Genomic DNA, 12,349 nt, shown 5'->3' on the forward strand with positions numbered 1-12,349 from the left:
TGATGCTGATATGATCATGCCTTCGGATAGGTGCGATGAGACACGCTAGAGGGGCGCCTGACGGCGCTGTTCATCTCGATGTATCATTCGTGCATCAAGAAGCTATTGACGCTATACGTGGCACAGGAGAGCGGCTGACGCCGCATTTCATCTTGAGGCTAAACTACGTGCAAGGAGAGATGTTTATCATGCAAGCGACTGTTAATGCGACTATTACCGAGATCAATAAGCTCACCTGGAAGGTTGAAGGCGTGCATACGGTTTATGTGCGTGCAATCCGTGATGCTGTGGATCCATGGTTCAACTACTATATCCTTGATTCCTTGGAATCTGAACGTGTCCTGCATTCTGTTGATGACCATGATTCCTTCCCTGATGATCAGGCGATGAATGAGGCACTTGCATGGGCAGTGCTCTATGCAGAAGGTGGTATCGAGGACGATAGCATCAATGAAAGTGCTACGTGCGAGGAAGGCGACATGGACGATTACGATGCTCGTGAGGAAGGTCCCTTCGGTGGTGCCTTTGCTGACTGGGATGATTACTATCGTTACATTGGTGCTATCTAGTATCTATGCTCTAGTATCTATGCTCTCTATATGCTTCATGCGTATAGGGAGCTTCTTTCCTTTCCCGCTCCCCCGCTTGCCCCTGCTGTGATGGGCGTCTGACGCCGCTCTTCATCATGATCGATCAAAATCGTCCATCCTTCCCCCTTCCTATTTCCTCTGAATGGAGGCTTGTTATGAAACCGAATCAACCTGATGCGCTGGCTTTGTTCAGCAGCATCGTGCGTTTAATGCAGATGAGCGAAACGAATGAGGTGCCTATCGCTACATGCCATGCTATGCATTTGGAGTTTACGAATGACCGTATGTGCTATGACGAAGCAGTTGCTCTTATGGATATGCTTGTTGCTCGTAACTATCTATCTGTGCGTGTTGGGCAATGGGGAGTCAAGATGTTGTCTCCTACTTCTTATGGACATGAGCGATTAGCTTTGTATTCCTCTCCCGCTTCCCCGCCGCCCCTTCGGTCTTGATATGCCTGACGGCATGATGCATTCCGATGAATAATCCCTACGTGGAGGTATGCTTGATGAAACTTGAAAATATGCAGTCCCATGCGGATGCCCTTAATAATACGATTGCAAGCACATGCGACTATTGCGGTGCATGTGATACGTGTGCTGAATACATCTATCTTACGCAAGACATCGCTTTTGAGAAGCAGGTGCAGCGTGCTCCTTCTCATGTTCGCCTCGATCTCCGTCGGTCATATCATGAATCAGATTGGGTTCTTCTATAAGTGCCTGACGGCATGATTCATTGTGATGTAATGTGCTACAATGTGCACATGGGCATATCTGATTATTAAGTTTCATCCGTATTGCTTATTGCCTGATTATCATCCAGTACATAATGTGAGGTGATTGGCATGGAGATTAATATGTATTCTGTTTCCGCCGATATGGATGCATCTGATTTGCATACCGCTGCAATGCCGTATGGTCAAGCGAAGTTTATGTACGATCGCTGGAAGGCTGATCCGGAAGTGTTCAACGTTATTATGTATCGGCATGAAGGCGACAAGAAGATCATGCTTGGACCAAGTGAGGTTTAATTGTGGAGCTCGTTTCTGAATACTGTCATGTGCGTCAATCGTTTATGCTGCATGATATCGAGGTGCGTGTTGGTGACTATGTAGGTTTTACCTATACTTCTCCTACTTCCTCTACTCGGATATTAGGCTATGTTCATGGCTTTGATCTTTCCGCCGGCCTGATGTTTGTGATCATCTCTGGGAAGCATGCTGTGTATGGGTATTCCTTGGACCAGGTGAAGGATCTTTACTTTCCAGAGGAGGACGAATAGTTGGGTAGGCATCAAATGCGTAAGAAACTCCGTCATGGCGGAGAGTTATCCATTTTCTCATGGATCGGCCTGCTGGTTTTTGCATGCATCGCTTTATCGTTTCATGCAACGCGCCTCGTTTTTATCAGCTTATTCGGAAGCATATTGATTTGCACGCTACTAGAGAAGCTGTATAAACGTGCGTTTCGCAAGGATCCCCCTCAAGCTCTCTTCTATACGTTATTGGTTTTATGCGCGGTTGGACTTGCGATTGCGTATATGGTGATTACGGATATGGATTCCTTGTTTTTGTAGCTGAGTCACACTGCTCTTATCTAGGGCAGTGTGACTTTTTTTATTCCCGCGCCCTCCCCCATTAATCGTGAAAGGTTGTGACCACATGAACATGAAACACCTGAAGGATCATGGCGTCTATATCGGCTTCTACCGGGAGCATGGTTTCGTCTATGGTATCCCCAATGGCCAATTCGACCCTGTTACAAGAGAGAAACGTTTCAGCTTCTATGGGCTGCATAATGGCAAGATCAATCATATCCGCAAGGATCAGCTTCATACGTTATTTACCGAAGAGGTTCTTACGGCCGGTTAGGACTATACGTTGCATTGATAGAGTGGTAAAATGTCCCTATGTCTTTTTGCCTATACTTTAATTGGGAGATGTTTAGTTTGAAATTCAAGATGATCGCGGCTGCTGCATTGGCGGCTGTATTGCTTGCGGGTTGTACGTCCAGAGAGGATAAAGCGGAGCAGTTCGCTATTGATGGCCTTATTGACTTCAATCACGGCGACGTGGAATCCTTCACCGTAGAAAGCTCCGGTATCGATCGGGATGATTACCTGATGACACGCTATCGATTCTATGGCACCGTCGTCTATAAGGGTAAGACGATACATAATGCATTTGCGATCGCCCAGTACAATAAAACCACCGACGATCCCCGCTGGGCCTTTGGTGGATGTAACTGTGTCCAGCTCGAAGAAGCTTACGAGTCCGGAAACAGCACTGCAAGTAACCGTTAAGGCTGGGTGTATAATCATGACGGAACAGCAACGCATTTCCCTCGATGTTTTCCGCGCCCTGGCTTTTCTTTGCCGTTCGCTATATCCCCTTTACGATGGTGTGAACCGGTATGCATGGCGACAGCAGCATCTGCTTGATGGTACAGTAAGCATTAGCCATGATGACTTCGGTAAGATTGTTTATTCCCTCGTTACACATGGCTATGTGGAATACCATGCAGGCAAAGGCTTGTATCGTCCTGCTACTACAGCCATTCAGCGTATGGAGGAGATCGATTCTGGAGCTCATTGAGTCATACTTGGCCTTTATCCCCGGCGAGCTATACTACTTCGTTTGTGACAATATTGCCTATCGTGCTGTATACGTGAACTCGTTTGATGAGAATGATGGTGTGCCTTGCGGATTGCATCATCGCTTCTCCCCGTGCCTCCAGTTCGACGTGGGCCAGGACTATATGATCGGCAAGCAGTCGGTCATGTTCTTTCTCACGTTTCAGCTGCAGCAATGCTACATGGTTTCGCGGCCAAATGAATGGGAGCCCTATATCAAGCGACTATACGGAAGGTATGGCTAGGAGGAATCTGCTTGGAACTTGCGTCTGTCTATATAAGCATCAGCAGCTATGTCATTGGTGCGAATTATCATTTCCTCTTTTACGGCGCCCCTACTGCGGGCCGGCTGGAACGTGTCGATGGTCCATGCTTATATTTCAGCAATGTCTCCATGCATCATGAGGCTGAGGAATATGAGCTGATCCCTTCGGATTGCTTCCATCTTGATACGATTACGGAGCTGGAGATGATCGGCGATCTTCCTATCGATTACGGCCTGATCCGCGGAGATTTCTATCGTTTTGTGCATGCCGGCTACATCTACGAAGGCGTGTATACGCGCGAGCAGAATCGCAATGGCATGGTTATGTACGAGTTTCGGAAGCTGCTCTGCACGGATAAGGATGAGCGGACATCCAGCATGCAGACGTGTACCTTCTTCCCTCATGAGCTATTAAGTCTTACGCATCTTGGGGCGGCCCGTCCGAAGCCATATATCTGAATACGAAAGGTTTGAATGATATGGAAGGCATTGGTCTCTTCCTAGCGATCGTAGCATGGATCGCCTTTATTTGTATTGTCGCTTCGGCCCGCCAGGGTCGTAACTTCGAAGTTATGAAGCCATGGATTCTGATGATCGGCAGCGCGACGTATTTCTTCTGCGGCCCGTTTCTGCTCGTGGTTAATGGCTGGTGGATCATAATGATCATCGGCGGAGGCATCTGGGGCTTGATCTATTTCATCAAATCTTCATCGAGAGGAAGTCGTTAATATGTGCGCATGTGGAACTCCGTTTCCTGTTGATTGCGATTGCCGTCCGGACTATGGGTATATCCCTGCTCATCTGGATGCACGCGCAGATTTTGATTGGCATGCTCCTGAGCCTACGGATCACTTCTCCGAAGATGATGTAACGCCTGCCATCTTCCACGCCGCCTCATTGTTGGAGCAGCCGGCTGAAGATCCTTCGTTCTGCACATGCGGACTCGGCATTCAGCACCAGGACTGCTTCTGTCTCCCCTTCTAGTAATAGATCGTGTATCATGATGCTATGGGGGTTGAGAGATGGCAGATTGGTATTTGGAAGATATTCATGGAGTACGACATAAAGCAGTCATCGCAGCTATGCAGCCTAATCAAGCCGCTAAAGCAAGATGGACGAAGGGCCTCAGCTGGCACAGGGAGCTCAAGGCAACGGACCGAGAAACATTCGTCCTTATTGACGATGCTACTGGCACCGCTCAAGGTGCCATTTCCCTGTCCGATGCTGGGGATCACGTCTACATACATTTGCTTGAGAATGCGCCACATAATCGCTCTGTTGCAAATCCAAGGCAATTTGTGAATGTATCACGGATCCTTATTGGTTTTGCCGGAGCAATCAGTAACTCCTTCGGATACGAGGGCTTCTTGGCTTTGACACCAAAGTCGTCGTTGGAGGATTATTATGCCCGCCTGTTCAAGGCTTTCCCGCTTCCCGATCGTAAGATGGGCATACATGGTGTTGTCTCAAATCACTGGTACAGGGTATACTATACGTAGAAGGGCGTGATCTTATGGCGCGTAAAATATTGCACGGTGTCCAAAATGCGAAAGGACAACCTATTCGAGTAACGGTTGGAACTGCTCGTGTAAAAGAGACAATCGTTGATCTTGAAAGGCTTGAGATGATTGACCCTCGTGGTATCCATACGGATCCAAGTGGTCGCGATGGCCATACGCCTGAATCTCGGGCAGCTATGACCGAGTTCATCCGTAAATGTAAATCCGGCGAAATTGAAATGAAACCAATCGAACTATAGTATTTCCTTGAAGCACTCACATTATGTGGGTGCTTTTTTTGTTGTCCAAAATGCCTCCATCGGGCAGGCAGCTGAGACTTAATACCACTGGAGGTATTGATGATGATTACGAAACATAAAATGCCCATCGCCGTTATTGGCCTGCTTATCCTATTCTCCGCGGTCATCTGGCGCAACGTGCAGTCTGATTTCAACAATGTCACCTGGAAGCAATACATAGTCGGATCCGGCGACACCATGTGGAGCATTGCGCAAACGTCAACGGTGGATACAAATACGCGCGACATTGTTGCGGTCATGCAGGACTATAACGAGATGCATAACGTTAATCTTCATCCCGGTGATGTAATCTTGGTCCCGATGTCCAAATAACCTGACGGCTCGATTATTTACGATATTAATTTCGGAGGTTGATATTCATGCATATTAAATTGACATGTTGTTTCGAATGCGGCCCGACCAGGCTGATCCCGCCCCATCTTACTAATAACGAGATCAATTGGATTCGGTGTGCCGGCTGCCGCGAGAAAAATCGGGCGTTCTATCGCGACTTCTGGAGCGAATATGTTGATGCCATGAATAATGGAGATCGTTTAGTTGATGACGGTCGTATTGTTGCTCGCATCAATGGTGAGCATTACGTGATCGGATTCGAAGATGAAAAAGGCTATTTCCGCGGTCACGGCGGTAACACTTTCGTCCTTCGGTTTACGAGCGGTCCGCACGCCGGACAGACCTATCGCACGACGAATCTCTGGGCTCAAGGCAAGATCAGCCATGGGTTCGAGAAGATCCTCACAGATAATGCTGTCTTCGTGCCGCAGGTCTTTGCCTCACTTCTTGAGGCGCTGGCCTGACGGCCTATTTCATTTTAACATGCGGGCCCCTTCCCGCACTGTAGCATGGTAGTGCCATGCCTGATGATGGCTTCTCTAAGCCGAAACAGTAATGCAAGGGGCTGGTCAATATAGATAAAAAGATCAAAAAGACAAAGCTGTCCCTGGACGATCGCCTGTACATTCTTCAGACGAATCTCCTCCCGCCTGAGTTACGAATCAAGCTACACCAGGCTGATACCTTGTATTTTCAAAATCAGGACGAACGTGCTGCCGCTCTCATAGCAGAGATCGAGGAATCCTGTCGTGAGAAGGGCATCACTTTGCATCGCCCCCCATTCTTTCCACTTGGAGACTAATACATATGCGTGAAATTATTTTGGTTCGTGTAGTTAATGAGGGTAAACCTCGTCCGCGTTTAGCTTTGCCTGCTCTCCCTCCTATTCAACCGTTGAAGCTTCTTCCCCGCAATCCGCAGTCTAAACTGTTTGCGTACCAACCAAGCGACAACTCTCATATTGGCCAACTAATCGATCTGAAAGGATGATTCTCATGATACAACGATTCTTTATTCGTCCGGCCGGCGCCGACTTCGCGATCATTGTGGTCGTGGACGGCGCGGAGCAGGAAGTCGAGCGCGGCGGCAAACCTCTGATCAGAGGCAAGTTCCTCCACTATGTGAAGGATCGGAATGCCCTTATTGAGAAAGTGGGGGCTGTTGCATCATGAAGTGGAAATGGCGCATTGGGATCGGGCTTCTACTCCTGTTCACGATGCGCTTCTGGTTGCATTGGATACTCTTGCTGGGCCTGATCTTCATGATCGGCTGCATTGTCATCAAAGTTCTTGGCGATGCCCACGAACTGCTCGGTTTTATCAGGCGCAAGCGATGACGCTTCTCCCTTGCCCCCTCCAATGACCATACTATGAGTCCCCCCGAAGGGGGCAATGCCGTCCGCTAAATGGACAGACTCCGTGCAACCTATGTAAGTATGTATCATGGAAATGATCGACCAATCAGTGTTACTTGATTGACTGTCATGCGGCTTTATTCCATAGTGGAACATGCATCTTGTCATGGATCATGTTTCTTTGGGCTCCTGCCCTTTTTCCAATTCTGGAATCTTGTTGCATGATTCCTTGATTCTTGGTGGTCTGACATGATGCTTGATTAAAAGTGCCACTATATATATTACATAGTGGCAAACTTGGGGTATTTGAACCCCAGTTTTCTTCCAATTGATGATTTCACATAATTGTCACATGTTGTTCGTATTTGTTCTGGCTGACGCCAAGGTTCATTTTGGAGGTGGTTATCCCATGTTCGTCGTACAATATCGCGATCATACGTCCTTCGATGAACTCCGTGTGGATCTGGCGCAGACTGAATCAGATTTGAACAGCTTTTGGCACCATGACGCATCGGTAATCTCAATTCAGCATGTCTGGGAGATTCCAGATGATGCGCAGTTATTTCGCCTGATTGTTGCAGGCAGCCGTGACTTCAACGACTATCCCCTACTCCGCTCCAAGCTGGACTTCTTTCTCCAGCATCAGCCGTATACGATCATTGTGTCCGGCGCGGCCCGCGGTGCTGATTCGCTCGGTGAAGATTATGCTAAAGAACGCGGCTTGCCGATCGACCAGTTCCCTGCTGACTGGAATCCCCTCCACTTAAAAGGCAAGTTGGATCGCAGTGCAGGGTATCGTCGGAACGAACAGATGGCGAAAGTTTCACAAGGGTGCGTTTGCTTCTGGGACGGAACTTCACGCGGCACCGAGCATATGATTAATCTCGCCAACAAATACAAACTGCAGACCCGCGTGGTCAAATATGAGGAGGAGCTTGTTTGAAAGAGGTAGCGATCTATACTGATGGTGCGTGCAGCGGCAATCCCGGTCCTGGTGGCTGGGGTGCCGTTTTAATTTATGGCGATATTATCGGTAAATTTAACGGCTGCGAGGCATATTCCACGAATAATCGCATGGAGCTGATCGCCGTGATCCAAGCCCTTCGGTTACTGAATGAGCCCTGCCGCGTCCGGATTTACAGCGACTCTGCCTTCATCGTAAATTGTTTCAAGCACAAATGGCACGAGCATTGGGTGGCCCACAACTGGCGGAACACGCAAAAGCGCAAGGTTGAGCACCGCGAGCTATGGGAGCAGTTGCTCAACCTGAACAAGCTGCATCAAGTCACCTATCATAAAGTCGACCGGGATGCCGGCGTGCAGCATAATGTAACCGCTGATCAGCTTGCACGAGAAGCCATCATTATGTATCGCAAGACAATTGCTTAATCCATTTTGTATCCGAATGTATACATATTGTAACTAATTAATGCAAAAGAAAACCGCTGGCGTATGCCAACGGTTGTTTGTATATCCGAGCTTATTAACGAAGCAGGGACAGAACGCCTTGTGGTGCAGAGTTTGCTTGAGCCAGCATCGATTGGGAAGCTTGAAGAAGAATGTTGTTCTTCGTCAGGTTGACCATCTCGCTCGCCATGTCCGTATCGCGGATGCGGGACTCGGAAGCCGTCAGGTTCTCGGTCGTCGTGCCCAAGTTGTTGGACGTGTACTCGAGACGGTTTTGAACCGCACCCAGCTTGCCACGCTCCGTAGCAACGGCTTTGATCCCATCATTTACTTCAGCCAGCGTAGTCGTGTCATCAAGGCCAATAAAACTAGCCGTGACAATTTGACCAATATTGATGAGAGTTCCTTTATCGTCAGTAGCGATAGCGACACCGGTTGTGTTGTTGATGTTGATTCCGTTGAACGTGGTGTTAGACATGATGTTGTCGATTTGACCACCCAGCGCTTTCATCTCTTCGCCGATGTTGGCTTTGTCTTCAGTCGAATACGTGCCGTTAGCATCTTGAACTTTCAGTTCTTTCATTCGGCTCAGCATTGCGGATACTTCGTTCAGCGCACCCTCAGCCGTTTGAACATAGGAGATGCCGTCTTGCGTATTGCGTTGAGCTTGCTGAAGTCCACGGATTTGTCCGCGCATGTTTTCGGAGATCGAAAGACCTGCAGCGTCGTCGGCAGCGCGGTTAATGCGGAGACCCGAAGAAAGCTTCTCCATATTCTTGCCAGCAGCCGTGTTATTCAGGGCCATGTTGCGGTGCGTGTTGAGCGCGCTAATATTGTGGTTGATAATCATTTGTATTACCTCCGTGTGTGTTAGGTAGTAGATGATTCCTTTCATCTACTTGGATTGATTTACTTATCAGCGATTTCCGCCCTTACAATGGAAATCTCTTTTGGTGCCTCGATCTTTAACCGAAGCATATCGTCTTCGGTTTTAATAACTGTCACAACGATGTTGCCATTGATAATGATGCTTTCATTGGGTTTTCTACCAAGCACTAGTGCCATAGTACACATCCTCCTTGATGTTCTAATAGCTATATCGACCGTACAGATGGCATTGTTTATACCTAAATGACATGAAAATTAAAAAAATCCATGGGTCTACTGAATTATTCGTTTTGACGATGCAAATCGCTGCAGAATGCAGCATATTAGATCAGATCAGATTTCATTAGATTCTTTTTTAGGAGGAAAATGCCGATGAACGCCTAAGGCAGTACATCCAGACAAGGAAAGGAGGGAATCAGCCAATGATATACGCCGTCATTATTTTGCAGGTCATCACCATCGTGATCTTATTCGTTACATACACCCTAAACCGAAAAACCATTAAGATCTACAAGGAAATGAACAAGCGATGAACCCGTCACGCTTCAGGTAGCGTCAAAGTTAATTAACCGTTCATATTTTCCATAGGAAAATGTTAAATATTTTCGTATATCCTAATAGTTATATGATTATATTTCTATATTTTCCATGGTTACATGATTCTATTTTCAAAATACCTCATGAAAAAGGAGGCCTCATCAAGGCCTCCTCATTTGTCTTTCTTCACAAACATCCTCACAAACCACGGGAGAGATTTGACGATCTCCTGCTTCATCTCCTGCTGCATCTCCAGCTTGGCCTGTTTATCATCCTTCAATTCCTTCAATTGCTCTAGGATTACTTTATCCCGCGTATCGACATCCTGACGCATTGTTGAGACGGCCTGCTCGATGAGCTCTCGTTGCTTATCATCTGTCACGTTTTCTTGAAGGGCAGTAAGCGCACCGGCGATACTCTCGATCTTCTCGTTAATCTCCTCGATCCGATCCTCACCAGGCAGAAGCAGCTGCATCTTTTCATCCATTCGCTTATCTACAACTTGCGCAATGAACTCGGAGAGCATGCGCATCTGATCTTCCGATGCATTGGAAAACGGATCGACCAGCCCTCCCTCCCTGCTGGGGCGTCGGTCATCATCAATTTCATCTCGCTCGAATACGCGAATTTGATCCGACGACACGATGCCTACCAGCTCGGCACATCGTGAGAGCTTAATGTTCTGCGACTTACGAAGTAGCAGCGCCATTTTGAGGCGGAAGACGGCCTGGTAGTCCATGAGGACGGTCCGGCCACTCATACGTGCCTCGATGTAGTGGTTGAGCTGCTTCTGCCAGCTCCGCATGGTCGAAGGCTTGCACAAGAAGTTCGGAGCCTGCTCCTGCGTGCAGTACCACTCCTCAAACTCGGATGTGGTGTAGTCAACGGCCTCTTTCATGGCCTCTATGTAGTCATCAAAGAGCTCGTCGGTCAAATCTGTCTTCAATATCAGCTTAAATAGCGGGTCCTGCCTAAATTCCTGGCTCAGGCGGGCACTCATTACGCCGCCGGTCCCCTGCTCGCTCATCAGATCACCTCAGGTTATATTTTAACCTAATCTGGTCTGATCTGTCACGATTTAAGCTGGATCAGCCTCCATTATTATCGATCAGGCTCCATCAAACTCTATTAGTATTGATTATATTTCATCAGATTCTATCAGATTAAGCTTTCTTATTCTATTCTGTTTATTTCTGATTAAATCTGAATCAATTTAAAACGGTATACATCCGAACACATTAGATCAGATTCTATCAGCTAATTTTCTGATGTAATCTGAGGTGAAAGGGGAGGGCGGTTTCCATGCGGAAGCAGATTTTCGGTGTTTTTTGGGCGGCGGCCATGATGGCGCCTGGTATCACCATGAATTTCGTACCAAAACTAGCGGCGGCCGGCATCTTCGCCGCGGCCATCGCGCTTAACGCCTACATTTTAGGGAACATGACGTGGCAAAAGCATGCCATGACCGATAAATTGACGGGTCTGCGTAACAGGGCAGCACTCGATCAACAGCTGAAGGTATATCGGAAGCGCCAGGTGTCGGTGCTCATGATCGACATCGATAATTTCAAGTCCATCAACGATTCCTTCGGACACGCGATAGGGGATGGGGTCCTTTATGATGTGGCCAATACGATGATGAGCCAAATTCGAGGTGCTGACATCTACCGCTATGGGGGAGAGGAGTTCACGATCATCTTGCCTGGATTGCAGATACGAGAGAGCTATGCGATCGCAGAGCGCCTTCGGAAAGCCGTAGAGCAACACGTTCACGTTTATGGAAGGCCCGTGACGATTTCAATCGGCGTAGCCAGCTGCTCAGATATCAAGCTGGCGATGAAGCAGGCGGATGAATGCCTGTACGAATCCAAGCAACGAGGGAGGAATGCCACAACTGCTTGTGCATGTTGAGCCTGACGGCTCGTTTCATATTAGAATCTGACCGCCATCGTGCGGTCTTTTTTTATTCCATTGAAGGGAGGAAGCCGCGTGGCCATGCCTGAAGGCAAATTAGGGTTCGATAAGCTCCGGGTAGAAATGTGGGTGTCTGGAACAGCAGGGGAGGATGGTGCAGGTGGATACTGTGCTCATTTGCACAGCGTGCTTGATGGGCAGAAGTACACCAAGACTATCGCAGGCTTTGGGAACGGCGTGACGCCGACCCGTATGACATTGAAAGCCGTACTGGAAGGACTCAAGCAAATTAAGAACAAGTGCTTCATTCACATCTATACAGGTATCCCGCAGGTGAGCGCCGGCATGAACAAGCACATTCATCGCTGGGCGAAAAAAGATTTCAAAGGAGCCAGCGGCCAGGATCTCCAGCACGAAGATCTCTGGCGCCAGATCCATTTCCTCTTGGAGGAAAGGGTGATGTCCTACAAGGTGCATTATCTAGGTGACAGCCCGAAGCCGGACAACAATATTATGGTGATCCATACGGCCAGCCAGTATGCACAGAAGGCACGCAAAAACTTCATGGAGGTGTCGATCGGATGAATCGCATAGGCCCGATCATGGAT

The 12,349-nt window shown here is 48.1% G+C and carries 23 protein-coding genes; 19 read left to right on the plus strand and 4 right to left on the minus strand.

Features of this window, described 5'->3' with window-relative positions; translation table 11 throughout:
• The first annotated feature begins 89 nt into the window (after nt 1-89).
• The 15 genes from BMZ79_RS26285 (at nt 90) to BMZ79_RS34455 (ending at nt 6,813) form a co-directional block, all read left to right on the plus strand.
• The gene (locus tag BMZ79_RS26285; RefSeq protein WP_218154799.1) at nt 90-569 is read left to right on the plus strand and encodes a hypothetical protein; all 480 of its coding nucleotides are present in this window, start codon (nt 90-92) and stop codon (nt 567-569) included.
• 176 nt (nt 570-745) lie between these two features.
• Nucleotides 746-1,042: a hypothetical protein gene (locus BMZ79_RS33850; protein ID WP_143089103.1), complete on the plus strand. Its 297-nt coding sequence runs from the start codon at nt 746-748 to the stop codon at nt 1,040-1,042.
• A gap of 395 nt (nt 1,043-1,437) precedes the next feature.
• Nucleotides 1,438-1,623, plus strand: coding sequence for a hypothetical protein (locus BMZ79_RS26290; RefSeq protein WP_090646108.1), 186 nt, complete (start codon nt 1,438-1,440; stop codon nt 1,621-1,623).
• Nucleotides 1,624-1,667: 44 nt separating this feature from the next.
• A complete protein-coding gene (locus BMZ79_RS34840; protein ID WP_218154800.1) occupies nt 1,668-1,874 on the plus strand; it encodes a hypothetical protein in 207 nt (68 codons plus the stop codon).
• Complete coding sequence (locus tag BMZ79_RS26295) at nt 1,875-2,168, plus strand: hypothetical protein (protein WP_143089104.1); 294 nt, start codon at nt 1,875-1,877, stop codon at nt 2,166-2,168.
• A gap of 85 nt (nt 2,169-2,253) precedes the next feature.
• Entirely contained in the window at nt 2,254-2,463 is a 210-nt protein-coding gene (locus BMZ79_RS33855; RefSeq protein ID WP_143089105.1) for a hypothetical protein, read from the plus strand.
• A 77-nt stretch (nt 2,464-2,540) separates the two neighbouring features.
• The gene (locus BMZ79_RS26305) at nt 2,541-2,894 is read left to right on the plus strand and encodes a hypothetical protein (RefSeq protein ID WP_143089106.1); all 354 of its coding nucleotides are present in this window, start codon (nt 2,541-2,543) and stop codon (nt 2,892-2,894) included.
• 16 nt (nt 2,895-2,910) lie between these two features.
• Complete coding sequence (locus BMZ79_RS33860) at nt 2,911-3,186, plus strand: hypothetical protein (RefSeq protein WP_143089107.1); 276 nt, start codon at nt 2,911-2,913, stop codon at nt 3,184-3,186.
• A 294-nt stretch (nt 3,187-3,480) separates the two neighbouring features.
• Nucleotides 3,481-3,948, plus strand: coding sequence for a hypothetical protein (locus tag BMZ79_RS26315; RefSeq protein ID WP_090646122.1), 468 nt, complete (start codon nt 3,481-3,483; stop codon nt 3,946-3,948).
• Between the two features lie 11 nt (nt 3,949-3,959).
• Nucleotides 3,960-4,217, plus strand: a complete 258-nt coding sequence (locus BMZ79_RS26320; protein WP_218154801.1) for a hypothetical protein — start codon at nt 3,960-3,962, stop codon at nt 4,215-4,217.
• 294 nt (nt 4,218-4,511) lie between these two features.
• Complete coding sequence (locus tag BMZ79_RS26325) at nt 4,512-4,988, plus strand: hypothetical protein (protein ID WP_090646126.1); 477 nt, start codon at nt 4,512-4,514, stop codon at nt 4,986-4,988.
• 14 nt (nt 4,989-5,002) lie between these two features.
• A complete protein-coding gene (locus BMZ79_RS33865) occupies nt 5,003-5,248 on the plus strand; it encodes a hypothetical protein (protein WP_143089108.1) in 246 nt (81 codons plus the stop codon).
• 102 nt (nt 5,249-5,350) lie between these two features.
• On the plus strand, nt 5,351-5,620 hold the full coding sequence (locus tag BMZ79_RS26335) for a LysM peptidoglycan-binding domain-containing protein (RefSeq protein WP_177222353.1): 270 nt from the start codon (nt 5,351-5,353) through the stop codon (nt 5,618-5,620).
• Between the two features lie 47 nt (nt 5,621-5,667).
• Nucleotides 5,668-6,105, plus strand: coding sequence for a hypothetical protein (locus BMZ79_RS26340; protein WP_090646134.1), 438 nt, complete (start codon nt 5,668-5,670; stop codon nt 6,103-6,105).
• Between the two features lie 531 nt (nt 6,106-6,636).
• Nucleotides 6,637-6,813 carry a hypothetical protein gene (locus tag BMZ79_RS34455; protein ID WP_177222354.1) on the plus strand — a complete coding sequence of 59 codons (177 nt, stop codon included), beginning with the start codon at nt 6,637-6,639 and terminating at the stop codon, nt 6,811-6,813.
• A 29-nt stretch (nt 6,814-6,842) separates the two neighbouring features.
• Here BMZ79_RS34455 and BMZ79_RS34845 read toward each other — a convergent pair whose 3' ends face one another.
• Nucleotides 6,843-7,007, minus strand: a complete 165-nt coding sequence (locus BMZ79_RS34845) for a hypothetical protein (RefSeq protein WP_218154802.1) — start codon at nt 7,005-7,007, stop codon at nt 6,843-6,845.
• 340 nt (nt 7,008-7,347) lie between these two features.
• Between BMZ79_RS34845 and BMZ79_RS26345 the strand changes: the two genes are divergently transcribed.
• The gene (locus BMZ79_RS26345) at nt 7,348-7,938 is read left to right on the plus strand and encodes a DUF2493 domain-containing protein (RefSeq protein ID WP_256253152.1); all 591 of its coding nucleotides are present in this window, start codon (nt 7,348-7,350) and stop codon (nt 7,936-7,938) included.
• The gene (gene rnhA / locus BMZ79_RS26350) at nt 7,935-8,384 is read left to right on the plus strand and encodes a ribonuclease HI (RefSeq protein WP_090646139.1); all 450 of its coding nucleotides are present in this window, start codon (nt 7,935-7,937) and stop codon (nt 8,382-8,384) included. Before BMZ79_RS26345 ends, rnhA begins: the two co-directional genes overlap by 4 nt.
• A 94-nt stretch (nt 8,385-8,478) precedes the next feature.
• Here rnhA and BMZ79_RS26355 read toward each other — a convergent pair whose 3' ends face one another.
• The 3 genes from BMZ79_RS26355 to BMZ79_RS26365 all read right to left on the minus strand — a co-directional run bounded on the left by BMZ79_RS26355 (nt 8,479) and on the right by BMZ79_RS26365 (nt 10,854).
• Nucleotides 8,479-9,252: a flagellin N-terminal helical domain-containing protein gene (locus tag BMZ79_RS26355; RefSeq protein WP_090646142.1), complete on the minus strand. Its 774-nt coding sequence runs from the start codon at nt 9,250-9,252 to the stop codon at nt 8,479-8,481.
• 59 nt (nt 9,253-9,311) lie between these two features.
• Entirely contained in the window at nt 9,312-9,467 is a 156-nt protein-coding gene (locus BMZ79_RS26360) for a carbon storage regulator (RefSeq protein WP_090646145.1), read from the minus strand.
• A 532-nt stretch (nt 9,468-9,999) separates the two neighbouring features.
• Nucleotides 10,000-10,854 carry a coiled-coil domain-containing protein gene (locus BMZ79_RS26365; protein WP_090646148.1) on the minus strand — a complete coding sequence of 285 codons (855 nt, stop codon included), beginning with the start codon at nt 10,852-10,854 and terminating at the stop codon, nt 10,000-10,002.
• Between the two features lie 275 nt (nt 10,855-11,129).
• Here BMZ79_RS26365 and BMZ79_RS26370 point away from each other — a divergent pair, with 275 nt between their 5' ends.
• Together BMZ79_RS26370 and BMZ79_RS26375 are read left to right on the plus strand one after the other, a co-directional pair.
• Nucleotides 11,130-11,738 (plus strand): GGDEF domain-containing protein, encoded by a 609-nt coding sequence (locus BMZ79_RS26370; RefSeq protein WP_090646150.1) that lies wholly within the window; start codon nt 11,130-11,132, stop codon nt 11,736-11,738.
• A gap of 84 nt (nt 11,739-11,822) precedes the next feature.
• Entirely contained in the window at nt 11,823-12,326 is a 504-nt protein-coding gene (locus tag BMZ79_RS26375) for an RNase H family protein (protein WP_090646153.1), read from the plus strand.
• The last annotated feature ends 23 nt before the right edge of the window (nt 12,327-12,349 follow it).

The organism is Paenibacillus sp. UNC496MF, from assembly GCF_900113915.1.
GTDB classification, from domain to species: Bacteria; Bacillota; Bacilli; order Paenibacillales; family Paenibacillaceae; genus Paenibacillus_Z; species Paenibacillus_Z artemisiicola.